This window comes from Nitrococcus mobilis Nb-231, assembly GCF_000153205.1.
In the GTDB taxonomy this organism is placed as follows: domain Bacteria; phylum Pseudomonadota; class Gammaproteobacteria; order Nitrococcales; family Nitrococcaceae; genus Nitrococcus; species Nitrococcus mobilis.
In genome coordinates this window covers 1,434,600-1,450,098 of sequence record NZ_CH672427.1, presented here as the reverse complement: position 1 = coordinate 1,450,098, position 15,499 = coordinate 1,434,600, and the positions used below count along the sequence as shown (strand labels likewise).

Genomic DNA, 15,499 nt, shown 5'->3' with positions numbered 1-15,499 from the left:
AACCGCCAAGGGCTGGAAGCCCCGGTAGATCGATCCGTTTCGCCACGCAATTCCGCGCGCCAACGCTATACTTCAAGCGCTCCACTTCCATGAATGGATCGGTAACGGTTGGGCAATCGTGTTCTCCTATCCCAAGGATTCCACCCCGTGTGTACCATCAACTCGGTTACATGGCGGGGTTGAAGCCGGAGCTCGAAAAACGCAATTGCAAGATCGTCGGCCTGAGTGTCGATTCGGTGAGCGATCATCAAAAATGGTTGAAGGACATCTAGCAAACTCAAGGACATGCGGTTAGCTAGCCGCTGATTGGCGGCCCCAAGCTTGAAGGTGGCCAAGCTCTACGACATGCGTCCGGCCGCTCTGTTAAAAGTAATCCCACGGATAGGCGGGGGTAAGGACGGGCTGGTAGTCGGCCGGGATCGGGAAAGGCGCGGTCAGGAATTCGTAGACCCCGACCAGTTCCCGCGCCACGATCATCCCCAACCCCAAGGCAATCCCTTTGGGCAGACCGGCCGCCCCGTGAAGCCGGGTCTCCTGAACAATGTTTCCGGGCAATTCCATCACGCCGCAGGTCATTCCGGCGAGCCCACGGCCGAATTTGTCCATTGCCGTTTGGGCGTAAACCTCGGACGTTCCCAGAAGCAGCAGCGTCAAGCAAGCGGCCAAAATCGAAAATCGAATTTTGTTCATTTTCACCTCCCTCGTCGCTGGCATCTACAAATTCAGGTAGAAAAAAAGTCATTATAAAATGCCATTTAACGCCCGTTTTCAGGGGATGGCAATAGACCCATCTCTTTACGTAAAACTTTAGCGGAGCGTTGTAGCATGCTGCTCTCAGGTACGTTGCGGAGGCGTTATGGGCTGGGTAGCCGCGGAGTTCGAGGGTATCGATTTGGGCGACCGGCGTCTCGACAGCCGGGTCGTATTGTTGCTCGAGCGCTTGGCCGACAAGCCGGCCGCGAGCATCCCGGGCGTCTGCAATGGCTGGGGAGAGACCCAAGCCGCTTATCGCTTCTTCGCCCAGGAGATCGGCGCCCCGGCGGGTGCCAAGCCCATTGAGTGGCGCTTGCTGACAACGGAAAATCGGCATGTATTTTTGCCTGTATCCAAGCACAGTGAGAATTCTTGCAAAAACCAGGTCAGTTGGAGCCGCTTGATTCCGCTACCGAACCACCGTTGAGCAGGCTGCCGCGATACGAGTATCCAAAGTAAATCAAAAGACCGATACCGTTCCAGATCAGGAAGGCAAGCCAAGTCGTGTGCTGCAGATTGATCATCAGATAGAGACAGCCGAGGATGCCGAGCACCGGCAGCACAGGGCCGCCCGGTACCTTGAACGGGCGCGGCAACTCGGGACGGGCGCGGCGCAGCACCAGCACGCCGGCGCATACTACGGCGAAGGCGCCGAGGGTGCCGATGTTGGTGAGTTCAGCCAGGTCGCCCAATGGAATCAGGCCGCTAATCAGCGCCATGATGACGCCCATCAGTATGATGGCACGCACCGGGCTTTTGGTGTGTGGACTGATGTGGGCGAAAAAGCGCGGCAGCAGGCCGTCACGCGAAATAGCGAACAGGATGCGGGTAAGCGCGTAGTAGAGCACCAACATCACGGTGGTCAAGCCAGCGATGGCGCCCAACGCAATGACACCGGCGGCCCAGTTCACCCCTACGTGCAGCAGGGCATCAGAGATCGGCGAGGGCGTGTTGAGCAGTGTGTAATTCATGATACCGGTCAGCAAGCCGGATACCATGATGTACAACACGGTGCAAATGCCGAGCGAGGCGAGAATGCCGATCGGCAGATCGCGCTGCGGCTTGGCGGTTTCCTCGGCCGCGGTGGAAACCGCATCAAAACCGATGTAGGCGAAAAATACGATCGCGGCGCCGGCGGCAATGCCGTGCCAGCCGAAAGCTGCTTCACCGCGTACGTTCAGGGCCGGTTCCGGGATGAAAGGCACCCAGTTGTTCGGGTCCACATGAAACGCCGCCACGGCGATGAACAACAGCACCACGCTCACCTTGATGCATACCACGACGGCGTTGAACAGGGCGCTCATTTTGGCACCGGAGAGCAGCAGTCCGCCCAGCGCAAGAATGATCAGGGACGCCGGCAGGTTGATGAGGCCGGGGGTATCCGCATCGAACGGCGAATGCAGCAGCCTGCTCGGCAGGCCCCAGTCCATGGCTTGTAGGGCATTGTTTACATAGCCTGACCAGCCGAGCGAGACGGCGGAAATGGCGATGGTGTATTCCAGAATCAGCATCCAGCCGATGATCCAGGCGGGGAATTCGCCGAGGCCCGCATAGCCGTAGGCATACGCACTGCCGCTGCCGCCGATGGAGGCGGCCAGCTCGGCGTAGGCCAATGCGGCGCAGGTGCAGACCGTGCCAGCCAGCAGAAAGGACAAGACCAGCGCCGGGCCGGCGTAATTGGCCGCGCCGATGCCGGTGAGCACGAAAATGCCGGTGCCGATAATGGCGCCGATACCCATCAAGGTGAGGTGTACGGGACCCAGCACCCGCTTTAAGCCCGTGTCTTTGGTGAGATTGGTGTCAATCGGTTTGGTACGGAGCAAATCCATTAATTATAACCTCGGCATGGCGCCATAGGGCCGCTTGCTTGTGTTATTGGCGTTGCCTGGTAGAAGGCTACTATCACTTACAGCGCCGTGCAGCATGCTGTGGTGATGATGCGCGACGGTCTGTGCATATATTTTTACCCAGTGTTCCGGTATCGGTCGGCCTGGCGACGACCTGGCGCTTGAATAATGAGGACGGCGGGGATTTTCGAGATCGGATAGAGGCAGGCCGACGGCAGTCACGGTCGCAAGGGTCCTTGTTCGGCTGAGCCGTGGGCGGCTTTCAAGGTAGTAGAGTGTGACACGGGTGGTAGAGGCCGGCGTTTGCATTTCCTATAGTCGAGATCCAGACAGTCTGGTATGCCCAAGCGCATGGACGAGGGATTAGGAGGCGCGATGAATATCGCTTCGAGCACGCTGGATTCGCTGGGCGAGGTGCAGCAGGCCAACGTCGAGCTGACTATGAACGCCCGGCGCGAGCTCCACCTCTATAGTCCCGACCTGGAGCCGCACCTCTATGATTATCCGCCCTTTTTGAGCGCGCTGCGTGCGCTGGCCGTCTCTGGGGGACGGGCCCGAGTTCATATCCTAGTACGTGACAGCACCCCAGCGGTGAGCCGGGGGCATCGCCTCATCGAGCTCGCCCGGCAACTGACATCGTTCATCGAGATACGCCGGCTGGCGGAGGATACGCGCGAGCGCCTGGATGCCTTTCTCGTGGTGGACCGCCGCGCCGTGGTTCATCGTCTGTATTGGATGAGCTATCAAGGAATGGCCAGCCCGGACGATCCGGTGCTGGCACGCGCGCTGGTCAAGGAGTTCGAGGCGTTATGGGAGACAGCCAGTTCCGATCCCGAGCTACGTCGGTTGCATCTCTGAGAGGGGTCGTGCGGTGCGGTTTTCTTGCGGCTGGTCTATTGCTGATCTTGCTGGCGAGTTCGGCGTCGGCGGCGCAGATCGAGGTCATCGAGTTACGCCACCAGCTCGCCGAAACGCTGTTACCCACACTCTCCGCAGTGGCGGACGAGGACGTGGTCGTCCGGGCAGCCGGCGCGCGGCTGATCGTGCGTGGCAGCCCGAGTGCCATTGAGCGGATGCGGGAGCTGGTGCGAAAGTTGGATACCCCTATGCAATCGTTGCAGATCAGCGTGCGCCGGGTCAGCGTTGCCGCGGCGGGCAGTGAAGGCCTTGGCGCCGGCCGGGAGGGTGCCGAGGTATACAGGAGCCGGTCGGCGGAAGACGCTCGCCTGGTCCAGACGGTGACGGCCATGCCGGGCCGAGCTGCGTTCATCGACACCGGGAAAATCATACCGACAACGGACCGTTTCGTGGCGCTGAATCGCAGAGGCGGCGCGGCCTATACCGAGCGTCGGCGCTACCGCCATTGGCCGGAAGGCTTCTATGCTACCGCGCGGCTCGTCGCTGGCCGCACCGTCGTCGACATCAGCGTGGCGGACAGCGCTGGCGCTGTCGAAGGCGTGGTTCCAAGCCGCCGCATCGTCAGCACCGTCTCCGGCGAGTTGGGCGCATGGCTTCCGATCGGTGTGGTTCAGGAAGGTGCGGCACGCGAGGGTTCCGGCATCGTCTACAGTACCCGCAGCACCGACTCGGCTCGGCAACGGGTCGAACTGCGCGTCGAGGTTGCGCAGTAAGGCGGTTCACTCGCCGGATCAGGGATCTCCCGCCACCGAATCTTCTGCCCCACGAGCCAACCAGCATGCGGCCATCTCAGCTGTCGGCAGGCAGCTGCTCCACCACGCAACTCCGCATGCGAGCGCTATACTTCATGCACTCCTTCTAGAAGTCCATCTTATTTAGATGGGTTCGTGCGAAGGGGTAGTGTCGCTGTCCGGCGGCCGCCCCATTTCAGTCTATATCCGGCGGATCAGCGTCATCTGGCGAGCAATGGGAGGTGCTCCATGTCACTCCGTATCAATGACGAAGCCCCCAATTTCACGGCCGAGACGACGCAAGGGACGCTCAACTTTCATGAATGGATCGGCAACGGCTGGGCGATCCTGTTCTCCCATCCCAAGGATTTCACTCCCGTGTGCACCACCGAGCTCGGTTACATGGCGGGATTGAAGTCGGAGTTCGAAAAACGCAATTGCAAGGTCATCGGTCTGAGTGTCGACCCGGTGAGCGACCACCGGGAGTGGTTGAAGGACATCGAGGAAACCCAGGGGCATGCGGTCACTTACCCGTTGATCGGCGACCCCGAGCTGAAGGTGGCCAAGCTCTACGATATGCTGCCGGCCACGGTCGGCGATACCTCGAAAGGCCGTACCCCCGCGGACAACGCTACCGTACGTTCGGTGTTCGTCGTCGGTCCGGACAAGAAAATCAAGGCCTCGCTCACCTATCCCATGAGCACGGGGCGCAACTTCGATGAAGTGCTGCGCTTGCTGGACGCCTGTCAGCTCACCGCAAAGCATCAGGTGGCGACCCCCGTCAACTGGAAGCAAGGCGAAGATGTCATCATCGTGCCCGCGGTGTCCGACGAGGAGGCCCACAAGCGGTACCCCGAGGGCTGGAAGGCACCGAAACCCTATATCCGCATCGTGCCGCAGCCCAAGTGAGCGTTGGTAACAAAGGTTTGGCGCCCGCCATTCAAACGGGCGCCAAGCCGCGCGTTCATCAATCCTTGTACCTGAATCCGTGGTGGCCGACTGTGCGGCAGCGCAACAAGGCAGTCTATGCTAGAATCCACGCCCCACATTAGATCGGAACCGGTCGTTTGCCACGGTTTGAGACGTTTATTTCCGGTTTGCTGCCTTAACCAGCAAGCGGACGATTCTCTGGCGGTCACTGATTTCCAAAGCCTCTGCCGATTCCCGCAGCCGCTGGAGCCCCCCTTGTCAGGATAGATGTCGTCTCACCGAGTTATCCTTCTAATAAAGATGGGGGGCGATAGGGGAAACGATGTCCAAGTATCCTGACGAGCGCAGGGCGGCGGCACTGGCCAAGCTGATGAACCGATCCCGCGCGGCGAGTCGCTAGGCCGCGGCACTGAAGGCCAACGCACCAATCGCGCCAAAGTGCTCGCTCTCTACCAAATAGCACAGCCGTGCGCCCACCAACGGTCCGGCCCCGAGGAAATGCTCGGCGGTCATCAGCGCCTGCCAGCGCCGCGCCGGCTCGGAATCCACTACCGGTACGCACTCGATGCGCCCGAGATCGGCCAGCGTGACGCTCGGCTCGCCGGGTACGACGCCAACACCCAGACCAGCGCCGAGGGTGCGCCACCGCGCGCCGTGCACCCGCCCAACGCTGTACCTGTCCACGACCATGGCCGCAGACTATCCGAGCGCGACGGCAATATCCAGCCAGGATGTGGGACAATGTCAGGTGGTAGGAAGGTTATTAGAATCGGCTCTTCTGCACTGATGTGAGCCAGAAAGGCTTTGTAGCGGGTATTTTCTGATTCCATCGCCGCGACCGTTTTTGTGATGGGCTTTATTAGCGCTGCGCCAGCTCGTGCAGCACGGCATAGACCGCTGCTTTAATATCCAATAATATCTAAAAATATTCTCGACAAATATAGAGGTGGGTTATGGCAACGTCCATCAATCTCGATGATGCTCTGAAGAGCCGCGTTCGACATCTGGCCGGCCTACGGCATCGGTCCGCGCATGCGATCATGTGCGAGGCCATCGAGCAGTATGTGGAGCGCGAAGAAAGGCGGGAAGCGTTGCGGCAGGACGCGATCAATGCCTGGAATGAGTACCAGGCCAGCGGCCGCCACGTAACACAGGAAGAAGCGGATGCTTGGCTGACGAAATTGGCTGCCGGAGAGGATGCAAAGCCACCGGAATGCCACGGGTAATCTGGTCGCCAGCGGCGCTGGGCGATGTGCACCGCCTTTACCAGTTCCTTGCCGAGAAGGATACCGACGCCGCCCGACGAGCCGTGACGGCGATTCGTGACGGCCTGCGCATTCTCGCCCGGCGTCCCGGCATCGGCCGGCCCGTCGACAACATGGAGCTTGAATACCGAGAATGGCTCATCGACTTCGGCAACAGCGGGTATGTCGCTTTATACCACTATGACGGAGACACGGCGGTTATCCTCGCGGTCCACCATCAAAAAGAAGCAGGCTACCATTAGCCCAGTGCATAAATCGCCCGGTGTCGGTGTGTGTTCGCGAGATACAACCGTTTATGGGCAAACGGGCCGCTTCGCTCGGTCACAGGCCTTGCCGGCGCAGAGCTTCTTCAAGGGTTTCCATGGACACTGCCCCGGCAAAGGGTTGATCGGCGACCACAACGGTAGGAACCCCGGTTAGCCCGATCTGCTGCGCCGCCTCGACGTGCTCGAGCAAGCGCTGCCGGTACAGTGCGGTCTCCCAGGCCGGCGTGAGTAAATCTTCGATCCCGTGGTGCTGCGCCAGCTCGCGCAACACGGCCTCCTCGCCGATGTTTCGGCCCTCGGTAAAATAGGCTTGGAAGAGTGCCTCATTGAGTGCCGGGAAGGCCACCGGGCGCTCGTCGAGGGTCGCCTGCGCCAGCAGCAGGGCTTTGCGCGAGTTGGTGGTGAAGGTTCGCTCGCCCATGGGCAGGCCTTCCTGGCTCACCATCGCGTTGAGGTTATCCATCATGCGCCGCCATTGCTCGGGCGGGTAGCCGAGCTCAGAGAGCGGGCGGCCTTGGGGCGGGTTGTCCGGATGGATCTCCACGAAGCGATACTGGATAGTGACGGGATAGCGCTGGGCGATGCGCTGGAGGCGGGCGTTGCCGACGTAGCAGAAGGGGCAGATATAATCGATATAGACCTCGATGGGAACAGAGCTGCGCGGCTCGTTCATCCCGACCTCCGGATGTCTGGTTGTCAGATTCCGTATGACGACGGAACTACTCTACACGACCGGATGACTGATTCATTAAGGTAATAAGTGAGCGCCGCTCGGCTCTGTAACCTTCAATGCCCGCCACGGTGAGCTCGTGTGTTCTTATTCTGAGCTAAACGGGTGGGCCTCGATCCGCTTGAGGCATTATTTCGAATGACTGCTACCGGCTGGTATCTGCTGGTAGGCGCCATCCTCTTGTCGATGGGCCTGCTCGCCTCGCGCATCAGGCACATGCCGGTGACGTCCGCGTTGTTCTATCTGATCGTTGGCGTGGTTATCGGCCCGACGGTCTTCCACCTGTTCCATTTTAATCCGCTCAAACAGTCGGCGTGGTTGGAGGTCATCACAGAGGCTGCGGTGCTCATCTCGCTGTACACCTCCGGCCTGAAACTGCAGCTTCCCATTCGCGCCAGCCTGTGGCGCGTACCCTTGCGACTCGCCACCATCGCCATGGTGATCGGAATCGGCTTGGTAGCCCTGTTCGCACACTATAACCTGGGTTTTTCTTGGGGAGCGGCGGTGCTGATCGGGGCGATACTGGCGCCCACGGATCCGGTGTTGGCCACCGACGTTCAGGTCAAACGCCCCGGCGATCGCGATCGACTGCGTTTCAGTCTTACGGGCGAGGCCGGGTTGAACGACGGCACCGCGTTTCCCTTCGTGATGCTGGGGTTGGGGTTACTCGGCCTCCACGACATCGGTTCCGGTGGCCGTTGGCTGCTGCTGGACGTTCTGTGGGCGAGCGTGGCCGGAATCGGGGTGGGGGTGGCATTGGGTTGGGGACTGGCGCGATCGGTCCGCGTGTTGCGCCGCTGGCGCAGTGAAACGGTGTTCATGGATGATTTTCTCGGCCTCGGTCTGATCGCGCTGGCCACCGGTATTGCCCTGGCCATCTCAGGCTACGCTTTCTTGGCTGTGTTTGCCGCAGCCGTGACCATGCGCCAGACGGAACGGCCTCAAGCACTCCGGCCGAAGACCCCGCCGCAGGGCCAGGCGCCGGCCGAGGAACTGATGTCTCACCGCTCGCTGCAATTCAACGAGCAATTGGAACGCCTTTCCGAGGTCGCGCTGATTCTGCTGCTGGGCGGCAGCCTGTTCCTCAACTCCTGGACCTGGGAGGCGGTCATTACCGCGGCTTTCGTGTTCCTGATCGCACGCCCCTTGGCGGTTTACCTCGGACTGCTGGGCGCCGCGGTGAAGCCGCAAGTGAAAGCCTATGCGGCGTGGTTCGGCGTGCGCGGCATCGGCTCGCTCTATTACCTGATGTACGCTATCCAGCATGGGCTGCCCGAGTCTCTTGCCCTCAGAATTCTCTCCATTACCTTGATCGTGGTGACGCTCTCCATTGTCGTGCACGGTGTTTCGGTAACGCCGTTGATGGGCCGTTATGGCCGGGCTTACCGTGGACCGGCCGCGGCGGTAAAGGAGAAGTGACGCGGCTGCTACCCGCAAAACTTGGCAAGCCGTTTGAAATCTTGTGCCTGATACACGTCTTGTTAAGGGCGTGGCGTTAGAGCCTGTTAAGCTATCGCGCGGCTTCGGTAAAGGGGATTGATCGTTGACGAAGGTTGCTGCGCCGCTTGCTGTCGCCCGCGCGTGTCATGAGGTGGTGGATCTGCTGGATCTGCATGCCTACTGCCCCGAGCGCTATCCGCATCTGTTGGAAAGTGCCGCTTTCGGCACCGCTCAGGGGCGTTACGATATTTTGTTTGCGTTCCCGGGCGAAACGCTTGAGCTCGGCGCGAGTGGGCAGCTATCCGGTTCGGTCAATGCATCTGCGGGCGGGTTTCTGACCAACCTGGATGCCTGGTGGGCGCAGTCGACCCGGTCGCTCGGCTCGCCGGAGGCTTGCCCGCTGCCGTTCACCGGCGGCTGGTTCCTATTCCTCGGCTACGAGCTCGCGGCAGAGATCGAGCCGGTGCTGCGGCTGCCGAAAGACTCGGCGTTGCCGATTGCCGTGGCGACCCGCATCCCCGCCGCCGTCATTCGCGACCATGAACAAAACCGGACCTGGCTTGTCGCCGAGTCTGAATACATCGATCGGCTCGAGCGCATCGAGGCCGATATCCGGGCGCTCGCGGCCCGCCGCCCGCCGCCGCGTTACTCCAGCGTACTGGCCGGCGCATTGGCAGAGGAACCAGGGTCCCGTTATCTCGATGCCGTGCATCGCATCGAGCGTTACATCCGTGACGGGGATGTATTCCAGGTGAATCTGTCGCGGCGCTGGTCCGGGCGGTTGCAACCGAATACCACATCGAGCGAGTTGTATCGGCGGTTACGGCGGGCCAATCCCGGGCCGTTCTCGGGTTTGGCCACTTGGGGCGATCGGGCGGTGATCAGCTCGTCCCCGGAGCGGTTGGTGAGGGTGCGCGACCAAACGGTGGAAACGCGGCCGATCGCCGGTACCCGGCCGCGGCACTCCGACCCCAACCGGGACCAGGATAGCAGGCGCGTGCTGCTTGCCCATCCCAAGGAGCGCGCTGAACATATCATGCTGATCGATCTCGAACGCAACGACCTAGGCCGTATCTGCGAACCCGGCTCGATCGTGGTCGATGAGCTGATGAGCTTGGAGTCCTACGCGCACGTTCATCATATTGTCTCCAATGTGCGGGGACGTCTCGTGGAAACCGTATCACCTGGCGAGGTCATTCGCGCCGTTTTCCCCGGCGGAACCATCACGGGTTGCCCGAAAGTGCGTTGCATGGAAATCCTTGCCGAGCTGGAGCAGGCCGCGCGCGGTGCGTACACCGGTTCGATGGGCTATCTCAACCGTGATGGCAGCATGGACCTCAATATTTTGATCCGTACGATGCAGCGGTGTGGTGAAACGCTGAGTTTCCGGGCCGGCGGCGGGATCGTCGTCGATTCCGTGCCGCATAGGGAGTTGGCGGAGACTCGGGCCAAGGCCCGCGGCCTCATTCTCGCGCTTGAACCGGCCGCTGACCTGGGTAGCGATGAGTGAGGCTGGATACTATGGCTCGGGTCTGCTCGATCCGCGCGACCGTGGGCTGCAATACGGCGACGGTCTGTTCGAGACCATGGCGGTGCGCGACGGCCGCATTCCCTGGCTGGCCTATCATCTACGCCGCCTGGAAGCCGGCTGTGCTCGGCTGCAAATCACACCTCCCGAGGTCGCGGAGTTGCGTCGGGAGATCGCGGCTCTGGCGGCCGGGCAGTCGCGGGCAATCATCAAGCTGATCGTGACGCGCGGCGTAGGGGGGCGCGGTTATCGGCCCGACCCGGACGTGCCTAGCCACCGCATCCTCATGCGCCACCCGTGGCCGGCATATGCGCAGCGGTACGCTCAGGAGGGCATTCGGCTGCGGGTTTGTCGGACGCGGTTGGCGAGCAATCCGGCGTTGGCCGGGCTCAAACACCTTAACCGCCTCGAGCAGGTGTTGGCGCGTCTGGAATGGGATGACGACAGCCGCTATCAAGAAGGTTTGATGCTCGATTACCAGGGCCGCGTGATCGAAGGCACGATGACCAATCTCTTCATCGTGCGCTCCGGATGCCTGCTGACGCCGGATTTGAGCGCAAGCGGTGTAGCCGGTGTAATGCGAGAGATCATCCTGGAAACGGCGGCGCGGAAGTCGCTCTCCTGCCAAATGACAACGCTTTCCTTGCCGAATCTGGCGCAGGCCGAGGAGATCTTTGTCTGCAATTCCGTGGTCGGGATTTGGCCGGTTATCGCCTTGCAGCGGCGGCGATACCCGCTCGGGCCGGTAACTAGGCAGTTGGCCGCCGCAATCGAGGCCTGTGCTGCGGGTACGCTTAAGGCATCCCATTACACATAAATCCGTACCATATGAGTGTGCGAAGCACTGGAGGTGCGGAAAGATGGGCTGGGCGAACGCAGAGTTCGAGACGATTGACCTGGGTGATCAGCGGTTGAACCAACGGGCCGTGCTATTGGCTGAACGGCTAGGGCAAAAGCCGGGGGCGAGCATTCCCGGAGCGTGCGAGAGCTGGGCGGAGACGGCGGCGGCCTATCGGTTTTTGCACAATGCGCAGGTGGGCTGGGAGGAGGTGCTGACGGCGCACGCCAGGGCGAGCCAGGCGCGTATGCGTGAGCACGCGGTGGTGCTATGCCTGCAGGACACGACAGAGCTGGACTACAACGGCCGGACGATGCAGGGGCTGGGGCCGCTGAGCTACGAGGCCCAGCGCGGAATGTATCTGCATCCGACGTACGTAGTGACACCGCAGCGCGAACCACTGGGGGTGATCAACGCGTGGAGCTGGGCGCGTGCCTTCAAAGCGGGCGATGAACCGCGCGGCGGGCTGCTAGAGAGTGTGCGTTGGGTAGAGAGCTATGAGCGGATCGCTGAACAGGCCGACGAGTTGGCCAAGACGCGGCAGGTCTGTGTCGGCGACCGCGAGTCGGACATTCTGGCGCTGCTGGTCAGGGCGCATGAGCTAGGCTATCCGGCGGACTACCTGGTGCGCTGCCAGCACAACCGGGTACTGCCCGAAGGCGGCAAGCTCTGGGATCGGGTCATGGCGAGCGCGCCATTGGGGCACGTGCGCTTTGAGCTGCCCGCCGGGCGCGGGCGCAAGGCCCGTTCAGTCGAACAAGCCGTGCGCGTGCAGCGCGTGGCCGTACCAAACAAGCAGGGCAATCCGTTCGAAGTGACCTGCCTGATTGCCTCGGAGGTCAACCCACCTGCCGGTGCCAAACCGGTAGTGTGGCGGCTTTTGACCAACCGGGCGGCTCCCACGCTGGAGGCGGCCGTCGAGCTGATCGATTGGTACCGCGCGCGTTGGGAAATCGAGCTGTTTTTCCTCGTGCTCAAGGAAGGCTGTCGGGTCGAGCAGCTACAGCTGGCCGACACCGAGCGCCTGCAAACCGCCCTGGCGCTGTATATGGTGATCGCCTGGCGGATCAATCGGTTGATGCGACTCGGGCGCACTCTCCCCGACTTGCCGGCCGATCTCGTATTCGAGCCCGACGAGTGGCGAGCGGCGTTCATCCTCAACAAAAAGCCTATACCCAGGCAAGTGCCGCCTCTCAATACTGTGTTACGCCTGATTGCTCAGCGCGGGGGCTTTCTCGCCCGCAAGCACGATGGCGAACCGGGAGCCAAAACCATCTGGCTCGGCCTGCAGGAGATCGCCGTCTTCGTCGAGGGTGCCCGCTATGCCCGACAGCTCAACTAGGTATGACGATGTGTGTAATGGGATGCGCTTAAGGGCGGGAAATGACCCAAAGGACCTTATCAGCATGTCGGCCAAAGCGAATCAATCAACCCTAATCGTCGTCCAGGGTGATGGTGATATCTTGGAGCGTGGCGAGTTCTAACACGCGTTGAACTAGAGGTTGCGGCGCAGCGTGGATAAGTACGCGTTCATCGAGCGGGCGCTGGCGGAACGTAAAGGCAGCGACCAATTCCGTTCCCTACAGACCCTGGTGCCCGATCCGAGCGATCCTGTAATTGTCTACCGCAATGGCCGGCGTATGTTGAGCTTCTGCTCCAACGATTACCTCGGTTTGTCGCGCCATCCTAAGTTGAGGGAGCGCGCGGCCGCCTATACGCGCAGTCACGGCGCCGGTGCGACCGGCTCCCGGCTCGTGTGCGGAACGTTCGATATTCATGCCCGGGTGGAGGAAAAGCTGGCGCGCCTGTATGGACGTGAAGCCGCTGTGCTCTTCAATTCGGGTTTCCAGGCCAACAGCACGCTGCTTGCCGCGCTCGCCGGACGTGGCGCACTCCTGCTGGCCGATAAGCTCAGCCACAATAGCTTGCTCCAGGGCGCGTTGCTCAGCCGGGCGACCTTCAGGCGCTACCGGCACCGAGACCTAACGGATCTCGAGCGGCGGCTGCGAGCCACGGTCGGGTGCTACGAGCGGATTCTAATCGTTACGGAATCCATTTTCAGCATGGATGGCGACCGCAGCGATATGGACCGGCTCGTGGAGCTGGCGGGCGAGTACAATGCGTTTTTGATCATCGACGACGCCCATGCGGTCGGGGTCTGGGGTGAGCAAGGCCTGGGCTTGACGGCGCGGCAAGAGGGCATCGATCTGGTGATCGGGACCTTCGGCAAGGCTTACGGCAGCTTCGGCGCCTTCGTGCTCTGCGCCGAGCCTATCAAGGACTATCTGATCAACTTCTGTCCCGGATTTATCTACACCACCGCCTTGCCGCCACCGGTCATCGGATCGATCGAAGCCGCCCTCGAGCTCGTGCCCGGATTAGAGCAAGAGAGAGCTTATCTGCACCGGCTCTCCGAGCGGGTGCGGAGCAGGCTAGGCGGGATGGGGTTCGACACGCAGAGTTCGACCACACAGATCATCCCTATTTTGCTCGGTGATGAAGGGCTGACCTTGAGCTTGTCCCGGTGGCTCGAGCAACACGGGATATTGGCGGCGGCGATTCGCCCGCCCACGGTGGAACCGGGCCGGTCGCGGATCCGTATTACGCTATCCAGCGGCCACACGCCGGACTACATCGACTATTTCTTGCGGATTTTGCAGGGTTGGAATGGGGCTAAAGGCTGAAATACTGGCCTTTCACGGCTGGGGGTTCGACTGCAGTGCTTGGAGTGCATGGCCGCTTTATCTGGCATCTTTCTGGCAGCTGCAGGCGTTCGACCGAGGTTATTACGGCAATTCCTACGATCCGGTATTCAGCGATCCAAACGCTCGAAAAATTATTTTCACCCATTCCTACGGACTGCATCTTTGTCCACCGCGGCAGTTGGATTTTTGTGATCTGCTGGTCATATTCAGCGGCTTTCTGCACTTTCATCCGCAAGCGCCGCGGCTACAAGGGAAATCGCGCCTCATCCTGCAACGCATGCAGGAGCAATTTGCGCTCGAGCCAGGGGCTGTTATGCGCCGTTTCATGCGGCGCTGCTATGCGCCTGCCCCCTACCAAGATCATCTAAACAGGGAATTCGACCGGAGCCGATTGGCCGAGGATTTGCGTTTGTTGGACCACAGCAAGATGGCGGTGACCACGCTCGAGAGAGCACGACGCGTGATTATATTGCACGGCAGCGAGGACCGGATCGTGCCCAGTTCACAAGGCTGGGCACTGTTCGACACGCTAGGCCCGCAAGCTCTGTACCACGAAATCGAAGGAGCTGGGCATGCGCTGCCATTCTCGCATGCACAGCAATGCTGGGCCATTTTAGAGCCTGCGCTAAGGAACCTTTAAAAAAACCGTTCGTGCCGAGCTTGTCGAAGCAGAACGGCATTTTCACCTCAATTGCAACAGGTTAAATAACACCCTTCGACAGGTTCAGGGCGAACGGCTAATCCATTAATGTACGGTACTTTTATGTCCGCTCGTGCCGAGCCGTGAGCTCGACGAATGGTCGAAGCACGAGCGGAAAATATTAACTCATGTACTTGCCCCCAACGAAGTAGAAACCGCCCGTCTGCCACTATCAACCATGTTGGGTTCTAACCCATTCCATTACACACAAGTCTGTTCGAGTCGATTCAGGCCGCGCTGGTGTTATCCAGGTGATTGAAAAAACTGATTAAATCTGCCCAGTCGGTGTTCGGTGGGTCAGGTAACTTCTCATTAACCTAGGGTGCAGCGACGCTTAGTCGCTGAGTTCCACCGCACACGGGATGCGCCGAAAGGAACGGGAGTGGTTCAGACGCGGGCTGCGAGCCACGGCGACGATAGCGCTGGCCGTTACCATTGCCCCATTCTGTGCTTCCTTGCCATAGGTTAATTATAAATTACAGAAAAACTATGTAAGGGTATAAAAAATAGCAAAAAAGTTGAAATAGTACTTATTTAGTGCTATATTATATTTAGGTTGGTTAGTGGCTCAAATCGAGCGAATCTGAAGGAGGCCAAAATGCGCTTAAATATGAACGTGGACGAGACGAGACCGTATGGGAACCTAACCTCGGGCAACTGGCATATCATGTTGGGCAAACTCCGGCAGGGATGGGGTGTACTCATCAGCGACAACGACGATCTCGTTGAGGGATACGAGCAAGAGTTGGCCGGGAGACTCCAAAGGTTTCACGGCTTCAGCAAGGAGGAGGCTGATCAGGAGATCAAAAACTGGATACAGTAAATTAGCTCAACGGGCTTTTGGCTGT

At 60.4% G+C, this 15,499-nt stretch carries 18 protein-coding genes; 14 read left to right on the top strand and 4 right to left on the bottom strand.

Annotated elements, in window-relative coordinates; translation table 11 throughout:
• Positions 1-149: 149 nt before the first annotated feature.
• Positions 150-272, top strand: coding sequence for a redoxin domain-containing protein (locus tag NB231_RS19015; RefSeq protein ID WP_005000834.1), 123 nt, complete (start codon positions 150-152; stop codon positions 270-272).
• Between the two features lie 91 nt (positions 273-363).
• Here NB231_RS19015 and NB231_RS06690 read toward each other — a convergent pair whose 3' ends face one another.
• Positions 364-690 carry an exosortase system-associated protein, TIGR04073 family gene (locus tag NB231_RS06690; RefSeq protein ID WP_005000832.1) on the bottom strand — a complete coding sequence of 109 codons (327 nt, stop codon included), beginning with the start codon at positions 688-690 and terminating at the stop codon, positions 364-366.
• A gap of 166 nt (positions 691-856) precedes the next feature.
• On the opposite strand from NB231_RS06690, the gene NB231_RS20250 reads away from it, so the two are divergent.
• Positions 857-1,180 carry an IS4/Tn5 family transposase DNA-binding protein gene (locus NB231_RS20250; protein WP_005000829.1) on the top strand — a complete coding sequence of 108 codons (324 nt, stop codon included), beginning with the start codon at positions 857-859 and terminating at the stop codon, positions 1,178-1,180.
• Here NB231_RS20250 and NB231_RS06680 read toward each other — a convergent pair.
• A complete protein-coding gene (locus tag NB231_RS06680; protein ID WP_005000827.1) occupies positions 1,140-2,582 on the bottom strand; it encodes an APC family permease in 1,443 nt (480 codons plus the stop codon). The two genes, NB231_RS20250 and NB231_RS06680, sit on opposite strands and share 41 nt — an antisense overlap.
• A 393-nt stretch (positions 2,583-2,975) precedes the next feature.
• Here NB231_RS06680 and NB231_RS06675 point away from each other — a divergent pair, with 393 nt between their 5' ends.
• The 3 genes from NB231_RS06675 (at position 2,976) to NB231_RS06665 (ending at position 5,158) form a co-directional block, all read left to right on the top strand.
• Positions 2,976-3,458, top strand: a complete 483-nt coding sequence (locus NB231_RS06675) for a DUF7931 domain-containing protein (RefSeq protein ID WP_050756062.1) — start codon at positions 2,976-2,978, stop codon at positions 3,456-3,458.
• An 8-nt stretch (positions 3,459-3,466) separates the two neighbouring features.
• Positions 3,467-4,231: a secretin N-terminal domain-containing protein gene (locus tag NB231_RS06670; protein ID WP_040661989.1), complete on the top strand. Its 765-nt coding sequence runs from the start codon at positions 3,467-3,469 to the stop codon at positions 4,229-4,231.
• 267 nt (positions 4,232-4,498) lie between these two features.
• A complete protein-coding gene (locus tag NB231_RS06665) occupies positions 4,499-5,158 on the top strand; it encodes a peroxiredoxin (protein ID WP_005000822.1) in 660 nt (219 codons plus the stop codon).
• Between the two features lie 417 nt (positions 5,159-5,575).
• On the opposite strand, the gene NB231_RS06660 is transcribed toward NB231_RS06665, so the two are convergent.
• Positions 5,576-5,869, bottom strand: coding sequence for a DUF4338 domain-containing protein (locus tag NB231_RS06660; protein ID WP_005000819.1), 294 nt, complete (start codon positions 5,867-5,869; stop codon positions 5,576-5,578).
• A gap of 263 nt (positions 5,870-6,132) precedes the next feature.
• Here NB231_RS06660 and NB231_RS06655 point away from each other — a divergent pair, with 263 nt between their 5' ends.
• Entirely contained in the window at positions 6,133-6,405 is a 273-nt protein-coding gene (locus tag NB231_RS06655; RefSeq protein ID WP_005000814.1) for a CopG family ribbon-helix-helix protein, read from the top strand.
• Positions 6,393-6,686, top strand: coding sequence for a type II toxin-antitoxin system RelE/ParE family toxin (locus tag NB231_RS06650; RefSeq protein WP_005000813.1), 294 nt, complete (start codon positions 6,393-6,395; stop codon positions 6,684-6,686). The genes NB231_RS06655 and NB231_RS06650 overlap by 13 nt, the downstream gene beginning before the upstream one ends.
• A 79-nt stretch (positions 6,687-6,765) precedes the next feature.
• On the opposite strand, the gene NB231_RS06645 is transcribed toward NB231_RS06650, so the two are convergent.
• Positions 6,766-7,383: a DsbA family oxidoreductase gene (locus tag NB231_RS06645; protein WP_005000811.1), complete on the bottom strand. Its 618-nt coding sequence runs from the start codon at positions 7,381-7,383 to the stop codon at positions 6,766-6,768.
• A 195-nt stretch (positions 7,384-7,578) separates the two neighbouring features.
• Between NB231_RS06645 and NB231_RS06640 the strand changes: the two genes are divergently transcribed.
• From NB231_RS06640 to NB231_RS06610, 7 genes are all read left to right on the top strand, one after another.
• A complete protein-coding gene (locus tag NB231_RS06640) occupies positions 7,579-8,859 on the top strand; it encodes a cation:proton antiporter (RefSeq protein WP_005000809.1) in 1,281 nt (426 codons plus the stop codon).
• Positions 8,860-8,983: 124 nt separating this feature from the next.
• On the top strand, positions 8,984-10,390 hold the full coding sequence (locus NB231_RS06635; protein ID WP_084766259.1) for an aminodeoxychorismate synthase component I: 1,407 nt from the start codon (positions 8,984-8,986) through the stop codon (positions 10,388-10,390).
• Positions 10,383-11,225: an aminodeoxychorismate lyase gene (gene pabC / locus NB231_RS06630; protein ID WP_005000807.1), complete on the top strand. Its 843-nt coding sequence runs from the start codon at positions 10,383-10,385 to the stop codon at positions 11,223-11,225. The genes NB231_RS06635 and pabC overlap by 8 nt, the downstream gene beginning before the upstream one ends.
• Before the next feature lie 43 nt (positions 11,226-11,268).
• Positions 11,269-12,588 (top strand): IS4 family transposase, encoded by a 1,320-nt coding sequence (locus NB231_RS06625; RefSeq protein WP_005000804.1) that lies wholly within the window; start codon positions 11,269-11,271, stop codon positions 12,586-12,588.
• Between the two features lie 172 nt (positions 12,589-12,760).
• Complete coding sequence (locus NB231_RS06620) at positions 12,761-13,930, top strand: aminotransferase class I/II-fold pyridoxal phosphate-dependent enzyme (protein WP_198007252.1); 1,170 nt, start codon at positions 12,761-12,763, stop codon at positions 13,928-13,930.
• Positions 13,914-14,591, top strand: coding sequence for an alpha/beta fold hydrolase (locus tag NB231_RS06615; protein ID WP_005000797.1), 678 nt, complete (start codon positions 13,914-13,916; stop codon positions 14,589-14,591). Before NB231_RS06620 ends, NB231_RS06615 begins: the two co-directional genes overlap by 17 nt.
• A gap of 658 nt (positions 14,592-15,249) precedes the next feature.
• Positions 15,250-15,474 (top strand): CsbD family protein, encoded by a 225-nt coding sequence (locus NB231_RS06610; RefSeq protein WP_005000796.1) that lies wholly within the window; start codon positions 15,250-15,252, stop codon positions 15,472-15,474.
• The last annotated feature ends 25 nt before the right edge of the window (positions 15,475-15,499 follow it).